General features: G+C 66.3%; 16 protein-coding genes. 10 read left to right on the plus strand and 6 right to left on the minus strand.

Going from position 1 to position 16,156, the window contains the following annotated elements; genetic code table 11:
* The first annotated feature begins 5 nt into the window (after positions 1-5).
* Both AB1281_RS16575 and AB1281_RS16580 read left to right on the plus strand, forming a co-directional pair.
* Positions 6-842 carry a thiol:disulfide interchange protein DsbA/DsbL gene (locus AB1281_RS16575; RefSeq protein ID WP_430346431.1) on the plus strand — a complete coding sequence of 279 codons (837 nt, stop codon included), beginning with the start codon at positions 6-8 and terminating at the stop codon, positions 840-842.
* A gap of 53 nt (positions 843-895) precedes the next feature.
* On the plus strand, positions 896-1,633 hold the full coding sequence (locus AB1281_RS16580; protein WP_170871753.1) for an endonuclease/exonuclease/phosphatase family protein: 738 nt from the start codon (positions 896-898) through the stop codon (positions 1,631-1,633).
* A gap of 68 nt (positions 1,634-1,701) precedes the next feature.
* Here the strand turns inward: AB1281_RS16580 and AB1281_RS16585 are convergent, their stop codons facing one another.
* Complete coding sequence (locus tag AB1281_RS16585; protein ID WP_430346432.1) at positions 1,702-2,571, minus strand: EamA family transporter; 870 nt, start codon at positions 2,569-2,571, stop codon at positions 1,702-1,704.
* Positions 2,572-2,643: 72 nt separating this feature from the next.
* Between AB1281_RS16585 and AB1281_RS16590 the strand changes: the two genes are divergently transcribed.
* From AB1281_RS16590 to AB1281_RS16605, 4 genes are all read left to right on the plus strand, one after another.
* Positions 2,644-3,126, plus strand: coding sequence for an Lrp/AsnC family transcriptional regulator (locus tag AB1281_RS16590; protein ID WP_014038477.1), 483 nt, complete (start codon positions 2,644-2,646; stop codon positions 3,124-3,126).
* A 77-nt stretch (positions 3,127-3,203) separates the two neighbouring features.
* A complete protein-coding gene (locus AB1281_RS16595) occupies positions 3,204-3,755 on the plus strand; it encodes a M23 family metallopeptidase (protein WP_430346433.1) in 552 nt (183 codons plus the stop codon).
* Between the two features lie 197 nt (positions 3,756-3,952).
* A complete protein-coding gene (gene fhuE, locus AB1281_RS16600) occupies positions 3,953-6,112 on the plus strand; it encodes a ferric-rhodotorulic acid/ferric-coprogen receptor FhuE (protein ID WP_430346434.1) in 2,160 nt (719 codons plus the stop codon).
* A 143-nt stretch (positions 6,113-6,255) separates the two neighbouring features.
* Complete coding sequence (locus tag AB1281_RS16605; RefSeq protein WP_430346435.1) at positions 6,256-6,705, plus strand: hypothetical protein; 450 nt, start codon at positions 6,256-6,258, stop codon at positions 6,703-6,705.
* Between the two features lie 49 nt (positions 6,706-6,754).
* Here AB1281_RS16605 and AB1281_RS16610 read toward each other — a convergent pair whose 3' ends face one another.
* Positions 6,755-9,616: a TonB-dependent receptor gene (locus AB1281_RS16610; RefSeq protein ID WP_430346436.1), complete on the minus strand. Its 2,862-nt coding sequence runs from the start codon at positions 9,614-9,616 to the stop codon at positions 6,755-6,757.
* Between the two features lie 225 nt (positions 9,617-9,841).
* Positions 9,842-10,033 carry a hypothetical protein gene (locus tag AB1281_RS16615; RefSeq protein ID WP_087923620.1) on the minus strand — a complete coding sequence of 64 codons (192 nt, stop codon included), beginning with the start codon at positions 10,031-10,033 and terminating at the stop codon, positions 9,842-9,844.
* 134 nt (positions 10,034-10,167) lie between these two features.
* Here AB1281_RS16615 and AB1281_RS16620 point away from each other — a divergent pair, with 134 nt between their 5' ends.
* Positions 10,168-11,055, plus strand: coding sequence for a hypothetical protein (locus tag AB1281_RS16620; protein ID WP_430346437.1), 888 nt, complete (start codon positions 10,168-10,170; stop codon positions 11,053-11,055).
* Positions 11,056-11,111: 56 nt separating this feature from the next.
* Here AB1281_RS16620 and AB1281_RS16625 read toward each other — a convergent pair whose 3' ends face one another.
* Positions 11,112-11,519, minus strand: coding sequence for an ExbD/TolR family protein (locus AB1281_RS16625; RefSeq protein ID WP_014038483.1), 408 nt, complete (start codon positions 11,517-11,519; stop codon positions 11,112-11,114).
* 151 nt (positions 11,520-11,670) lie between these two features.
* On the opposite strand from AB1281_RS16625, the gene AB1281_RS16630 reads away from it, so the two are divergent.
* The 3 genes from AB1281_RS16630 to AB1281_RS16640 all read left to right on the plus strand — a co-directional run bounded on the left by AB1281_RS16630 (position 11,671) and on the right by AB1281_RS16640 (position 15,294).
* On the plus strand, positions 11,671-13,656 hold the full coding sequence (locus AB1281_RS16630) for a transglycosylase SLT domain-containing protein (protein ID WP_197587849.1): 1,986 nt from the start codon (positions 11,671-11,673) through the stop codon (positions 13,654-13,656).
* A 67-nt stretch (positions 13,657-13,723) separates the two neighbouring features.
* Complete coding sequence (locus tag AB1281_RS16635; RefSeq protein WP_008267778.1) at positions 13,724-13,960, plus strand: hypothetical protein; 237 nt, start codon at positions 13,724-13,726, stop codon at positions 13,958-13,960.
* Positions 13,961-14,073: 113 nt separating this feature from the next.
* Positions 14,074-15,294 (plus strand): multifunctional CCA addition/repair protein, encoded by a 1,221-nt coding sequence (locus AB1281_RS16640; RefSeq protein ID WP_075676247.1) that lies wholly within the window; start codon positions 14,074-14,076, stop codon positions 15,292-15,294.
* 47 nt (positions 15,295-15,341) lie between these two features.
* Here the strand turns inward: AB1281_RS16640 and AB1281_RS16645 are convergent, their stop codons facing one another.
* A complete protein-coding gene (locus tag AB1281_RS16645) occupies positions 15,342-15,539 on the minus strand; it encodes a hypothetical protein (protein ID WP_430346438.1) in 198 nt (65 codons plus the stop codon).
* 102 nt (positions 15,540-15,641) lie between these two features.
* On the minus strand, positions 15,642-16,076 hold the full coding sequence (locus AB1281_RS16650) for an SseB family protein (protein ID WP_005419309.1): 435 nt from the start codon (positions 16,074-16,076) through the stop codon (positions 15,642-15,644).
* Between the last annotated feature and the right edge of the window lie 80 nt (positions 16,077-16,156).

Here is a 16,156-nt window from a genome sequence, read left to right on the forward strand (position 1 = left end):
TTTCCATGAAGATCCGTTACGCCCTCGCCCTCGCAGCGCTGCTGCCGATCCTGGCCGCCTGCAAGGCCGACGACGGCAGCACCAACACCACTACGGCTCCGGCCGAACCGGCAGCGACCCCGGCCGCCACCACTGAACCGGCCGCTGCACCGGCTGCGGGCAGTGAAGGCGCCGCGCCGGCTGCCGCCGAAGGCGAGAAGGCCCCGGCCGAAGCCGCCCCCGCCGCGGCGCCGGCCCCGACCACCGCCGCGCTGACCGGCCCGGCCCCGGTGGAAGGCGCCGATTACCAGGTGATCCCGAACGGCCAGCCGTTCCAGCCGGCTGCCGGCAAGATCGAAGTGACCGAGATCTTCGGCTACGTCTGCCCGGCCTGCGCCGCGTTCCAGCCGCTGGTCGGCCCGTGGAAGGCCGGCCTGCCGAGCGACGTGAACTTCGTCTACGTGCCGGCCATGTTCGGCGGCACCTGGGATGACTACGCCCGTGCCTTCTACGCCGCGCAGACCCTGGGCGTGCAGGAAAAGACCCACGAAGCGCTGTACGCCGCCATCCACTCGCAGAAGACCCTGAAGGGCGAGCGCGGCCGTGACTCGGTGGAAGACATCGCCAAGTTCTACACCGCCTACGGCGTGGATCCGAAGCAGTTCGCCGCCACCATGGGCAGCTTCGCGGTGAACGCCAAGACCAACTCGGCCAAGCAGTTCGCCCAGCGCAGCCAGATCAGCGGCACCCCGTCGATCATCGTCAACGGCAAGTACCTGGTGAAGGGCAAGAGCTTCCCGGACATGCTGCGCATCGCCGACCACCTGATCGCCCGCGAACGCGGTGCGGCCCAGGCTCACTGATCCAAGAGAAGCGTTTCCCGGCCGTGAATTCCCCCCGTACACGGACCCTGCGCTTGCTGACGGCCAACATCCAGGCCGGCTCAAGTACCCGCCGCTACAGCGACTATGTGACCCGCAGCTGGTCACATGCGCTGCCGGCGGGTCGCAAGCGCAGCAGCCTGGACGCGATCGCCACCCTGGCGCGCGAACATGACATCGTCGGCCTGCAGGAGGCCGACCCGGGCAGCCTGCGCTCGGGCTTCACCAACCAGACCCACTACCTGGCCCAGCGCGCCGGCTTCAACTACTGGAGCCATCAGCCGAACCGGCGCATGGGCGGGGTCGCCTCCAGCGCCAATGGCCTGCTGAGCAAGCTGGAACCGGTGGAAGTGCAGGACCACGCCCTGCCCGGCCGCATCGGCGGGCGCGGCGTGCTGCTGGCCAAGTTCGGCGACGGTGCCGATGGCCTGGCGGTGGCGGTGGCCCATCTGTCGCTGGGCGCAGGATCGCGGATGTCGCAGCTGGGTTTCATCGCCGAGCTGCTGTCCGACCATCCCAACGCCGTGTTGATGGGCGACTTCAACTGCCTGGCCGAACGCCCGGAAATGCAGGTGCTGTACCAGAAGACCCGGCTGCAGCCCCCCGGCTGCATCGTGCCGACCTTCCCCAGCTGGCGCCCCGACCGCGCCATCGACCATATCCTGGTCAGCAGCGGCCTGCAGACCCGCACCGTGGAAGCCGTACCGGCCGCGTTCTCCGATCACCTCGCGCTGGCGATGGCGATCGACGTCCCGGCCAACGCCCTGCGCTGAACCCAAAAGGGGACGGAGGGGATTAAGTCGTTTATGCATAAACGACTTAATCCCCTCCGTCCCCTTTTTCATGCGGTGACCGGTACCTTCAACCGCCGCGCGGTCATCGTGCTGCCCACCGAGGCCAGCACCGTGCAGCCGATCGCCAGCCACTGCAGCCCGTGCAGGTGCTCGTGCAGCAGCAGCATCGCCCACAGTGCGGCCACCGCCGGCTCCATGCTGATCAGGATGCCGAAGGTCTCCTTCGGCAGGCGCTTGAGCGCCATCATCTCCAGCGACATCGGGATCGCACTGGACACCAGCGCCACCAGCAGGCCGGCCGCCAGGATCTTCGGGTCGAGCAGCGCGGCGCCGGCATGCACCACGCCCACCGGCACCACCACCAGCGAGGCCGCCAGCAACCCCAGCGACACCGAATGGCCGGCGTGCAGGTGGCCGGCGCGCTTGCCGAATACGATGTACAGGCCCCAGCACGCCGCTGCGCCGATCGCATACAGCACGCCGGCCGGGTCCAACGCGGGGCCGCCGCCCAGCGGCAGCAGCAGCAACAGCCCCACCACCGCACAGCCCACCCAGACGAAGTCGATCGGTCGTCGTGACGACAGCATCGCCACCGTCAGCGGCCCTGTGAACTCGATGGCCACCGCGATGCCGAAGGGAATCGTGCGCAGGGCCATGTAGAACAGCAGGTTCATCAGGCCCAGGGTGAGCCCGTAGCGCAGGATGGTGATCGCATCCACGCGGCTGGTCTTCCAGCGCCACGGCCGCCAGAACAGCAGCAGCAACAGCGCCGAGAAGCCCACGCGCAGCGCGCTGGTGCCCTGGGCGCCGATCAGCGGGAACAGGTGTTTTGCGTAGGAGGTGCCGATGGCCAGCGAGGTGACCGAGCCAAGCACCGCCAGCGCCGGCAACATCGGCGCAAGTCGTGAGGTCTGCATGGGCAAAGTCTATTGCGCCAGCGCCGAGCACTTGGCTCAATTGACAGCCCGTTCGTGCAATTTCTGCTCGCCATGGCCACCGCCCCCGTGCTCGACAGCTTCGACCGCGCCATCCTCGACCTGCTGCAGCGGGACAACACCCTGCCGCAGCGCGAAATTGCCGAGGCCGTGCACCTGTCCACCCCGGCCGTGCAGCGCCGCATCAAGCGGCTACAGGACAGCGGCGTGATCGCCGCCAATGTGGCAGTGATCGATGCCGCAAAGATCGGCCGGCCGCTGACCATCATCGTCGAGGTGCGCGTGGTCAGCGAGCAGCGCGAGCGCGTGGCGCCGTTCAAGCGCCGCGTGCAGGACGATCCTGCCGTGCAGCAGTGCTACTCGATCACCGGTGACGGCGATTTCCTGCTGCTGCTTTCGGCGGCGTCGATGGAGGAATACGAGGCGATCACAGAGCGGTTGTTCGGTGGCGATGACAACATCGAACGCTTCAGAACGTCGGTCGCGCTGGGCACGTTGAAACGCAGTTTCGAAGTGCCGCTGCTGCCGGTTCTGTAGCGTCGAGCCATGCTCGACTGCTTTTTGACCGCAAAGCAACAGCCGTCGAGCAGGGCTCGACGCTACAGTCGGAGACCATGAACACATCGCCCTCCCCCGCCCGTCGCCTGCGCCGCTGGCTGCTGCGTGGCCTATGGCTGGCCATCGCCATCGTCGCCGCGTTGATGCTGTGGAACAGCCCATGGGCCGCTGTACCGAAGCTGCTGTGGACACTCTCGCGGATGCCGGCCGCCACGCAGCTGCCGGTGCCGGTGGACGGCGTGCGCCCCCGCCAGATCGCCGATACCTTCGGCGCGCCGCGTGGCCGTGACCGTTCCCACGCCGGCATCGACATCTTCGCCAAGCGCGGTACCCCGGTGCGCAGTGCCACGGCCGGCGTCGTCGTGGATGTCAGCGACCGCGGCCTCGGTGGCCGCCAGGTGTGGGTGATCGGGCCCGGGCGCGAACGCTACTACTACGCGCATCTGGAGGACTGGGCCGAGGGCCTGTCACGCGGCCAGGTGGTCCAGGCCGGCGACCTGCTTGGCAACGTCGGCGACAGCGGCAACGCCAAGGGCACGCCGCCGCACCTGCACTGGGGCATCTACGGCGCCGACGGCGCGCGCGATCCACTGCCGCTGCTGCACTGAACCCGGTTTGTAGCGTCAATCCAGCTCGATACCCCTGGGCAGCGGGCCCATTCGTTCACGATTTGTAAATAGAAATAGTTCGTATTACCATTTCTTTCGTTTCCGGTGGTGCCAGGACGGCCTGCCCGCCCGTTTCCCACCCGTAGCGCCTCGCCTTCTGGATGCCGGCCGAGCGCGCGTGCTCGTCCAGGACCCCCATGACCCGTTCCGCCATCCGTACCCCGCAGCCGCAGCGGCTGTCCGTTGCCGTGCTCGTTGCACTCTGCGCCCTGGCCCCGGCCGCCTTCGCCGACACCGCCGCCGACCCGACGACGCTCGACAAGGTGGTGGTCAAGGGCGAACGCGCCGAAGGCTATTCGGTGCGCCGCACCTCGGCCGGTACCCGCTTCGACCTGGCGCCGCGCGAGATCCCGCAGTCGATCAGCATCATCAGCCACCAGCGCATCGAAGATCAGAACCTGGACGACATCATCGACGTGCTGGCCAACACCACCGGCGTGACCAGCACCCAGTCCGACAGCGAGCGCACCGAGTTCTACGCGCGCGGGTTCTACATCGACGCCTACCAGTTCGATGGCCTGCCCACGCAGATGGTGCAGAACTGGAGCTACGGTGACTCCGGCCTCGATCTGGCCCTGTACGACCGCGTGGAAGTGGTGCGTGGCGCCACCGGCCTGCTCAGCGGTGCCGGCAATCCGTCGGCATCGGTGAACCTGGTGCGCAAGCATGCCGACAGCGCCGAGCTGGCCGGCAGCGTCTCGGTGAACGTGGGCAGCTGGGGCCGCACCCGCACCACGGTGGACGTGGGCAGCGCACTGAACGCCAGTGGCACGGTGCGCGGCCGCGTGATCGGCAGCTACCTGGACACCGACGGCCAGATGGACCGCTACAACCAGCGCAAGACGCTGGGCTACGCCGTCATCGACGCCGACCTGACCCCGGATACCCAGCTGAGCGTGGGCTACGACTACCAGCAGAAGCGCGCCAATGGCGCGACCTGGGGCGGCTTCCCGATGCTGTACTCCGATGGCTCGCGCACGGGCTACGACGAATCGTTCAACGCCAGCCCGAACTGGACCTACTGGGATACCACCAGCAAGCGTGCCTTCGCCACCCTGCAGCACGCCTTCAGCAACGGCTGGAAGTTCAAGGTGGGTGCCACGCACGATGAGACCAAGGCCGACGACAAGCTGTTCTACCCGGCCTACAACGACTGGACCACGGGCGCATCGAACTTCGACAAGGCCACCGGCACGGGCATCTCGCCGTCCGCGGGTTTCTACAACACCGAGCGCAAGGTCACCGGCGTCGACGGCTACGTTGATGGTCCGTTCCAGCTGTTCGGCCGCGAGCACCAGTTCATGGCCGGCCTGAGCTACAACAAGCGCGAGTACGCCAACTACGGCGACTACCAGGTCGGTGGCGCGGGCCAGACCTGGGACCCGTTCGCCAGCTATCTGAACTGGACGGGGAACATCAGCGAACCGAACTGGAACCCGCTGGCACTGGCCAGCGAGGGCACCATCACCCAGAAGGCCGGCTACGCGGCCGCACGCCTGTCACTGGCCGACCCGCTGAAGCTGATCATCGGCGCCCGCTACACCGACTGGAAGAGCGAGGGCGAAGGCGCCGACCGCGCGCACAAGGTCACCACGCCCTACGCCGGCCTGGTGTTCGACATCAACGGCACGTACTCCACCTATGCCAGCTACACCGAGATCTTCCAGCCGCAGACGCTGAAGGACCGCAACGGCAGCTACCTCGATCCGGTCGATGGCAAGAGCTACGAAGTGGGCGTCAAGGGCGCATGGTTCGACAATCGCCTGAACGCCTCGCTGGCCGTGTTCCGCATCGAACAGGACAACGTCGGCCAGGCCACGGGGGAACCCGTACAGGGCAGCCAGAACGAGTTCGCCTATCGCGCCGCGCGTGGCACGGTCAGCCGTGGCTTCGAGTTCGAGCTGAACGGCGAGCTGGCACCGGGCTGGAACGCGACTTTCGGTGCTTCGCGCTATGTGGCCAAGGACATCAACGGCGCCGACATCAACACCAACCTGCCACAGACCGCACTGAAGCTGTTCACCAGCTACACCCCGCAGTCGCTGCAGGAACTGACCGTCGGTGGCGGTGCCAACTGGCAGAACCGCATCTACTACCCGGTACCGGCCTACGGCCGCATCGAGCAGAGCGGCTACGCACTGGTCAGCGCCTTCGTGCGCTACCGCATCTCGCCGGAGTTCAGCGTGCAGGCCAACCTCAACAACCTGCTGGACAAGAAGTACCTGTCGCAGATCAACGGCTACGGTGCGTTCGGTGATGGCCGCAACGGCTCGCTGACGTTCACCTGGGCGTTCTGATGGAAATGGCGCCGGGCCTGCCCCGGCGCCATCGCGTTGCGGCGGCGACCTTGCGGGTGTAGCTTCGCGCACACGGTGGCTCGCAGTCCTGCCCCGTGCCATGCGGACACATGACGCGCTTCCACCCTCAAGGACGACCGGCCATGCGTACCGGCACGAAACTCGGTCTCTCGCTCACGGCACTGTTCCTGTCGCTGCCCCTGATGATCATCACGGGCAATGGCTATTTCATCCTGCTGCTGTTGGTCGGACTACCTGCCGCGATCCTGTTCTGGTTCGACCTCGGCCGGGAACTGCGGGCCCTCCCCGCACCCAGCCGCGCTGAGCGGGCGCTGGGCCTGGCAATGGGCGTTCCGCAGGTGCTGTTCGGGCTGTCGTGCGCGGGAATCGGCCTGATCCTGGTGATCTGGATCCTGTACAACCTGTTGATCGAATCCCTGCCGCACTTCCGCGTTCCGTCACTGCCCGGGTTCGCAGTCGGTCCGATGATGATCGTGATTGGGCTGGGTTGGGCCCGCACCGCGTTTCGCCGCGTGGCGCCCCAGCATGACAGTGTCGAACAGGAGGCTCCGGACCAGGACATTCCGGATTGACTGCCGATGATGACCGGTGCCGGGAACATCCCGGCACCGGCCGCTTGCATCAGAAGCGCAGGTCCGCGCGCAGGTACCAGTATCGGCCACGCGGGATGTCGTAGGTCGACGCGTCGTAGCCGTTCAACGAGCACGACAGGCAGATCGGCGGATCCTTGTCGAACACGTTGTTCAGGCCCGCGGTCAGCTGCAGCCCCTTCATCCAGTCGATCTTGTAGCCCACCTGCATGTCGTGGAAGGTGGTGGCCGAGAGCGTGTTGGTGCCGGCGGCCTGGTTGCTGCACACCGGGAATGCAACGGCATCGCCGCAGTTCTCGGTCAGCTCGGAGATGTGCCGCACCGTCCAGTTCGCGCTCCAGCGGTCCATCGTCCAGGCGATGCTGGCGTTGCTGGTCCACTCCGGAATGGAGCTGTCGGCCACTTCCACGCCCGGCTTCTGCGGCTGCTTCTGCCCCGCCGCGCCGGTGGCTTCGTAACGGCCGACGAAGGTGTTCTTCCAGGCCAGCTTGAACTGGCCGATGGAGCTCTGCGGCAACGTCCAGAACAGGTCCACGTCCCAGCCGTCGGTCTTGATCGAGCCCAGGTTGGTGAGGCGGTTGTTGAAGCTGCTGACCGCGCCGGTGCTGGCGCGGGTGATGCCATCGCAGTACACCGGGTCGAGCGTGTCCACGCACAGGTCCAGCTGGGTCTGCGCGTTGATGGCCTGGATCGCACCATCGATGGCGTGGCGGTAGAAGGTCACTTCCACGTCGAAGCGCTCCGACCACGATGCGTTGTTACCGAACCACGGGCTCCACACGAAGCCGGCGCTGAAGCTGCGCGAGCGCTCAGGTTCCAGCTCGCGGTTGCCGCCGGTGGTCACCGAGATCTGCGAATTGGCCTGCTGGAAGCCGGCCGGCACGCCCAGCGCGGCACAGTTGGCGGCGCTGCCACGCGGCGGCGTACCGCCCAGGCCCACCGAGCACGGGTCGAACAGCTGCAGGTCGGCGCGCGCGGCTGAGCCGTACAGTTCGCCGATCGACGGCGCACGGAAGCCTTCGGCATAGGTGGTGCGCAGCACGAAGTCGTCGGTCACCTGCCAGCGCAGGCCGTACTTGGGCGTGAACTCGCCACCGAAAGTGGAGTAGTCCGAGTAGCGGCCGGCCAGGCTCAGGTCCAGCTTCTTGCCCAGCGGCGAGTCGGCGAAGATCGGGACGCTCAACTCCAGGTACGCTTCGTTGACATCATACGAGCCGGACGTCGGCTGTGATGGCACGCCGTTGTAGTGGCCGATCACCGTCAGCGGATCAGGCTGGTACCAGCCCTTGTACTTGCGGTACTCGTAGCCGCTGGCGAACGACACCGGACCGGCCGGCAGGGTGAACAGGTCGCTGGAGAGGTTGGCGGTGAACAGGCTCAGCTCGTTCTGGCTGCGGTCGCGCACCACCGGCTGGATCCACTTCAGCATGTCCGGGGTGATCGAGCCGACGCCGCCGAAGATGTTCAGCGGCACGCAGCCCGGCGTTGCCGCGCACACCGCCGGATCACCCAGCGCCATGTTGACGTTGTAGATGTTGTAGCTGCCGTAGTTGGTCTGTTCGGCCTTGTTCTTGCTGTACATGCCGTTGACGTCCCAGTACCAGCTGCGGTCGGCGGCATGGAAGTTGCCGACCAGGCCGGTGGCCACGTAGGTCGTGTTGACCTCCTGCTTGAACACGCGCGCGCCACCTTCCACCGGGCGGCGGCCGATCAGGCTCATGTTGCCCGAGGACACCAGATCGAAGCCGAACGGGTTGTACGGGTTCAGGCGCGAGACCACGATGTTGTCGGCCAGCGGGTTGCCGGTCGCACCATCGGGGCCGAAGAACAGCGGCTCGGGGCCGGCCTGGTTGGTCGACTCGCGGCGGTTGCCCAGCGCCTTGATGTACCACTGCACGTTGTCGGTGATGTCGAAGCGGAACTGGCCGAACAGGCCCTTACGCTCGGACGGGGTCAGCACCATGTTGTATTCGGCGAAGTTGAAGCGGTCGGCGCTGGTGAAGCAGTGGTAGTCGTCGGTGCGGTTGCAGCCGGCGCTGCCGTCGTAGCGCGGGCTGCTCACGCCGGTATTGGGCACGATGTCCTGCTCGGCGCCGGTGTTGGGGTCGACGAAGGCGAAGCGGCCCTGCGGAATGCCGCCACTACCAAAGGCCAGGCCGGTGCCCGGAATCGGGAAGCGCGACTGCTCGCGGTCGCGGGCGAACACCGGGTCCTGCTTGGTCCAGCTGGCGCCCAGGAACAGGCTGTAGCGATCGCCACTCTTGCCCCACGCCAGGTCCACGCCCTTCTGCGTGCCGTCGCCCTTGCTGTATTCGCCGTAGTTCAGGGTCACCTGGCCGCCATCGAAGTCGCGGCGGGTGATGATGTTGACCACGCCGGCGATGGCGTCGGAGCCGTACAGCGACGACGCGCCGTCTTCCAGCACCTCGATACGCTCGACGATGGCCAGCGGAATGGTGTTGAGATCGGTAGCCGCACCCACGCCCGATGCGGACGACTCGTTGACCCAGCGGATGCCATCGACCAGCACCAGCACGCGCTTGGCACCGAGGTGGCGCAGGTCGACCTGTGCCGAACCCGCACCCACGCCGCTGCCATCCGGCGGGAAGCCGAAGTTGCCGGATGAATTGAACTTGGCATTGAGCGCCGAACCGGAACCGGTGAGCTGCTGCAGCACCTCGCTGATCGAGTTCAGGCCGGTGCGTTCGATGTCGCCGCGGGTCAGCGTCTGGATCGGGACCTGGCCCTCGACTTCAGCGCGCTTGATGCGGGTACCGGTGACTTCCACCGCATCCAGGTTGGTGGTGGATTGTGCAGCGGCACCCAGGGGTGCCAAGGCCATCACGCACAGCGTGACGGCAACCGCCAACGGGCGGTGGTGCAGGTGCTTCATTCGCTCTCTCTCCAAAGGAATGTCGGGACATGGGCTGCCGCGCTCCCCCCTGCATGGCGGCAGCGTCTCCTTTGTAAACAAGCGGTAAAAATCACGGCGTGATGATCGACACTCTTTCACGCGGAATTGACGCGATTGACGGCGATTTACGTCAGATGGGAGCGAAACAAGACCGGACGGTACTGTTCACCGCAAGCAAGCTTGATGCCGATTGCGACGTCGATCTCACAGCGTTATGCCGTTGAGCAAGCACTCTTTCCGGTCCGTCCAGGGACCATACGCCTGCGCCATCAGCACCATGATGGTCTCCACCGCGGTCAGCTTGCTGATGCCGAACAGATCGTTATCGAGCCGGGATTTCATACGCTGGCAGCGCTCAACCCACAGCAAGGCACCCTTGCGGTAGCGGAGTTCCATGCATCGATTTGCATTGGTTCACGAAGCAACTCCAGACCACGCTTAGGAATGGTTTGAAAACTGCCCATTCGGACGAATTTCCGGAGGCCGCCAAGGCGAGACTGACAGCCCAGTCGTTCTCATGAGGCTCAATTGTGAAAACAATCACCGTCATGATTCATGCTGCGATTATCACGGCATTGTTTCTGCTCTGGACAAACGAATCGAAAGCGGCTGGCCTGATCGAATGCAACAACTGCGCGTCTCCGAAGGATGCAGCCCTGCTGTCGGGCTCCGGATTGGCGGTTGTAATGGACTTCGAGAGAGCCCGACTGAGCGCCTTCGACGTCGAATATGATCGCGAAATCAGAAAGTGGCGCGCACTTTCAACGCCGGTTCCCGCACAGATTCAAATGGCCTTCCTACGGGTTCTGGATGCGACGTCAGCCTTTCGCGGGCCACATGAAGACGCCCACGCAATGCAAGGAGGCGGATCAGTGGTCGCACTGCATCCCGATAATCCTGGAAACTCCAATGGAATAAGGTTCCCCGAATCCTACACGTCCTCCAATACCTTTGACATCGTCGCATCAGCCACGCTGAGAACCCGACTTGGCCAGTATCTGGCCACAGAACTGGCAGGAGCCAATACGGGAAGCCCAACGTGGAACGGCATTGCGCTTTCGATTCAACAAGCAGCCCTGAACTGGGCAGGCCTCAAGGGCGGTGGATCGATAACAATAATGATCACTTGGCGTGACGGGTCAAGGACGCTTTATCGGGTAACACCGGACAATGTCGCCGAAGCCAAGTATCAGAAGGGCGAAAGTCGCGACAGCACAGGCAACAAGGTTCCTGACGAATCCATCGCCGACCCGATCTCCGCGCCTTCATACGCCGGGCAGTATTACTTCGGCCAGCATGGCGACCTGGACAACTGGGTCAGATCCGCCCAGATGTATGGAGTTCCCGTCCAGCGCGGAGGCAGCAGCCGCATCTCGTGCAGTTGGGATGGTCGCACGGTCTACTGCCAGCAATATTGACCCCTCATCCGCCGCTCATGTCGCAATGGCCTGCATGAGCGGCAGTTCGGGTAGCGCTACCGCACGAAGGCGATGCGTTCCATGCCGGTGGCCTCGGCCGCAGCCAGGATCCGCGCCATGCCTTCGTACTCGGCCGACGGATCGGTGGCGATGCGCAGCTCCGGCAGGTTGCCGGCATGCTCGCCGGCCTGCGCCTGCAGGCGCGCCTGCAGATCGCCGATGGCCATCGGCTGGCCATCCCAGCTCAGCTGGTTCGACGCATCCAGGCGCAGCTCGATCGGTGGCGGCGGTTCGGGGCGATCGATCGTGCGATCGGTGGCCTGTGGCAACTGCACGGCAATCGGCCGGGCCACGATCGGCGCGGTCACGATGAAGATGATCAACAGCACCAGCATCACATCCACCAGTGGCGTGACATTGATGTCCGCCAGCGGGCCGCTTCTTCCTGCGCTACTGAACGCCATGTGCCGCTCCCTGCAGCCGGGCCGTTCGCCCAAGGCCGACGTTACGACGCTTGCGATCACCTGCGGCAGTGGCCTGCGCGGGTTCATTCAGCTGTCGTTGCCGACGCCCGGCGTGCACGCAGTGCGAAACTGAATTCAGCCATTGCCCGCTATGCTGCCCGCCATGACCCGACGCTCTTCGACCGCCCTGTCCCTGCTGCCCTTGGCCACCACGCTGCTGATCGGCTGCGCCAATGCCCAGTCCCTCGATGCCCAGAACGCGCAGCTCAAGGCCGCGATCGCAGCCGCCGAGCGCGGCCAGTTCGATCCCGGCCAGGCCGCTGCACTCAGCCGCCATCCGGCTTATGGCTGGCTGGAGTACGCCAACCTGCGCCGCAACATCGACACCGTCGATACCGCGCAGGCCCAGGCTTTCCTCAAGCGCTATGACGGCCAGGCGGTGGCCAATACCTTCCGCAGCGTGTGGCTGCCCTCGGTCGCACGCCGCCAGGACTGGCCGACCCTGCTCGCCAACTGGGTGCCCACCGACAACGCCGGCCTGCGCTGTGCGCAGCTGACCGCGCGCCAGGTGACGGGCAAGGTTGATCCGCAGTGGATCAGTGAAGCGCAGGATCTGTGGCGCAAGAACGGCAAGTCGCTGCCGGACGGCTGTGATGCCGTTTTCGCCGTACTGCAGGCCCAGGGTGGGCTGAGCGACGCCCTGCGCTGGGAACGCATCGATGCCGCCGCCGACGCGCAACAGCCGGCAGTGATGCGCAGCGCCGCACGCGGCCTGCCCGCCACCGACCTGGCACTGGCCAACAATTACGCTGCCTTTGTCGACAAGCCCAACGCCAGCGCGTTGAACTGGCCGCGCAACGAGCGCAGCCGGCGCATCGCCACCGATGGCCTGGCCAAGCTGGCCAAGGCCGATCCCGGCGCCACCGAACAGCAGCTGCCGCAATATGCGCAGGCACTGGGCCTGAGTGCCGACCAGCAGGGCCAGGTGCTGTACCAGATCGCATTGTGGACGGTAGCGTCCTACCTGCCCGATTCGGCGCGCCGCCTCAACGCGGTACCCGAATCGGCGTATGACGAGCGCCTGCACGAATGGCGCGTACGCGAAGCGATGTCGCGCGGTGACTGGCCGGCGGCGCTGGCCGCGATCCGCAAGATGGGCAGCAAGCAGCGCAGCGACCCGCGCTGGCGCTACTTCGAAGGCCGCATGCTGGAGAAGACCGGCCAGGCCCAGCAGGCGCAGCCGCTGTTCCGCGATGCGGCACGTGCACCCACCTTCCACGGCTTCCTGGCCGCCGACAAGCTGCAGCAGGGCTATACCCTCTGCCCCTGGAAGCCGAATGACAGCGCGCAGGCGCAGGCGGTGATCGCGCGCGATCCGGCCATCCAGCGTGCGATGGCGCTGTACCAGATCGATCGCGCTGGCTGGGCCGTGGCCGAATGGAACAGCGCGCTGTCCCGCTTCGATGACACCCAGCGCCGCCTCGCCGTGCGCGTGGCGCAGGACAACGGCTGGTTCGACCGCGCCGTGTTCGCGCTCGGCAAGCAGCCGCAGGAGCAGCGCCTGTACGACCTGCGCTTCCCGCTGCACCACGACGCCACCATCCGCCGCGAATCGGCGCGCAACGCGATCGATCCGGCCTGGGTGGCCGCGGAGATCCGCGCCGAGAGCACCTTCACCCCGCGCGCGCGCTCGCCTGCCAACGCCATGGGCCTGATGCAGGTGCTGCCGGCCACCGGTGCCGGCGTGGCCAAGTCGATCGGCCTGACCGGCTACGGCGGTGCCGACAGCCTGTACGACCCGGACACCAACATCGCCATCGGTACCGCCTACCTGCGCCAGCTGATGAACAAGTACGACGGTCTGCCGTACGTGACCATCGCCGCCTACAACGCCGGCCCGACCCCGACCGCGCGTTGGCAGGGCCAGCGCCCGGGCTTTGATCCGGACCTGTGGATCGAGACCATCAGCTACAAGGAAACCCGCGAGTACGTCGCCCGCGTGCTGGCCTTCAGCGTGATCTACGACTGGCGCCTCAATGGTGATGCGCTGCCGCTGAGCGACCGCCTGATGGGCCGCCTGGTGGACAAGCGCAAGAGCTTCAGCTGCGCCGCCAACGCTGACCAGGGCGGCGATTGATCGCACCACGGTCGTGCCGGCCGCTGGCCGGCACGACCCGGTATCCATTCCCTGGGGAGGGAACGCAATGAGCCTGCTGGCCTGGATCGGGATGTTCGCCGCCTGGAGCCTGTTCGCCACCTGGGTGCTGCGCTGGGGTGGCGCGGCCTGGATGGAAGGCTGGAAGTCGCTGGCCTTCGTCGACAGCTGGGGCAGCCTGTGGGACGAAGCGCAGATCAAGCTCTACTTTCTCTGCCTGTGGATCGTCTACGGCCTGTGGTTCCTCGCCGGCCTGTTCGTGCCGGAGTGGCGCGGTTTGCCGTAACGCCACTGCATCGGTAGTGCCGGCCGCTGGCCGGCAGCTTCGGGGTGACTGCGGTTGCCGGCCAGCGGCCGGCACTACCGGTGCATCTGCGCCGGGCATGCGATCATCCCCCCATGAAGATCTATCTTGTCGGCGGCGCCGTACGCGACCGCCTGCTGCAGCGCCCTGCCGGCGACCGTGACTGGGTGGTGGTCGGTGCCACGCCCGCGCAGATGGAAGCGCAGGGCTACACCGCCGTCGGCCGCGATTTCCCGGTGTTCCTGCACCCGAAGACCGGCGAGGAATACGCGCTGGCGCGCACCGAGCGCAAATCCGGCCGCGGCTATCGCGGCTTCGTGGTCGATGCCGATCCGGCGGTGACGCTGGAAGAGGATCTGCAGCGCCGCGACTTCACCATCAACGCGATCGCCTGCGATGAGGAGACCGGCACGCTGGTCGATCCTTACGGTGGCGTTCGCGATCTTGAGCAGCGCGTGCTGCGCCACGTCGGCCCTGCGTTCGTGGAAGATCCACTGCGCGTGCTGCGCGCGGCGCGCTTCATGGCGCGCTTCGCGCCACTGGGATTCACCGTCGCCGAAGAGACCATGGCGCTGATGCGCGAGGTCGCCGCCAGTGGCGAGCTGGACGCGCTGGTGCCGGAACGCGTCTGGCAGGAACTGCGCAAGGCGCTGGTCAGTGAACGGCCCTCCGCCTTCCTGCGCACGCTGCACGATGCGCAGGCACTGGGCCCGATCCTGCCCGAACTGGAAGCGCTGTATGGCGTACCGCAGCGTGCCGAATTCCACCCGGAAGTCGACACCGGCATCCATCAGGAAATGGTCAGCGACATGGCCGCGAAACTGGCGCCGGGTGATGACCTGGTCGGCTTCGCTGCCCTCACCCACGATCTCGGCAAGGGCCTGACCCCGCCGGAGGAATGGCCGCGCCACATCATGCACGAGCAGCGCGGCATCAAGCCGCTGAAGGCACTGTGCGCGCGGTTGAAGATTCCCACCGAGCACCAGCAGCTGGCCGAAGCGGTCTGCCGCGAGCACTTGAACGTGCACCGCATCGACGAACTGCGCGATGCCACTGTGCTGGAACTGCTGGGCCGCTGTGATGCATTGCGCAGGCCAGAACGCGTGGCGCGCATCGCACTGTGCTGCGAGGCCGACAAGCGCGGCCGGCTCGGCTTCGAGGACGCCGACTACCCACAGGGCGAAACGCTCAAGCGCCTGCACCAGGCGGCGCTGTCAGTGCAGGCGCGGGATCTGGATACCACGCATCTGAAGGGCCCGGCCATAGGTGAAGCACTGGCCAAGGCGCGGGTGAAAGCCATCGCCGCCGCCCGCTGAAGCACCTGGTAGTGCCGGCCGCTGGCCGGCAGCTTCACGTCGCCCGTCTATCGACGGCGCTTGCGCGAGAAGTGGTCGACAGCATGAGCACCCAACAAGACGGGTTGCATCAAGAGGAACAGCCATCCACCCAACCGGAGCGTCTCCACCGGATTGAACCGGGTGATGAACGCAGCTGCCAGTGCCAAACCCGCAAGAAGGCCGATCTCATGGACCCACAGCGATCGGTTGGAACGCTTGCCCACGATGCTCCTCTCCATTGAACAGGACGCACTTGCAAGCCATCGCGGCCGTCCGGCACCACGGGTAGTGCCGGCCGCTGGCCGGCAACCAGACACTCCCTGGATTCAGTGCGCCATGCCGCGGGTGATCGCCGCCGCACGCTGCTTCAGCTGGGCCACGGCATCGGGAATCATCTCCATGCCCACGTCCAGGCCCGGGTTCAGCACCAGGCCGACGCCGTCGCCGATACCGGCCAGCAGCGCGTGCACCGCGATCGGCATGGCATGGGCAAACTGCGGCAGCTGCTCGTGCCACAGGCCCGCGCGTTCGGGGGCGGTGAACACCGCGAACATCGGCTCGCCGCTCTCGCTGGTCAGCACCAGCGGCGAGATGCTCTCGTCCCAGGCGCCATCTTCACCAATGGCCTTGTCCAGCAGCACGAACGCCGTCGAGGTCAGCAGGCCGTCGAGGAACTGCGCTGCGGTCAGCGTGCCGTCCTGGGCCTGCAGCAGGCGCACCTCGAGGTCGTTGAGGGGTTCGAACGGGGTGTCGTGGTCCATGGTCGGTTCCGGTACGTGATTGCAGGCTGCAACTTTAGCAGGCCGGGGGTGAGGCACGGCAGCGCATCGGCAGGGACTCG

Source organism: Stenotrophomonas sp. NRRL B-14846, assembly GCF_050473585.1.
Taxonomy (GTDB): Bacteria; Pseudomonadota; Gammaproteobacteria; order Xanthomonadales; family Xanthomonadaceae; genus Stenotrophomonas.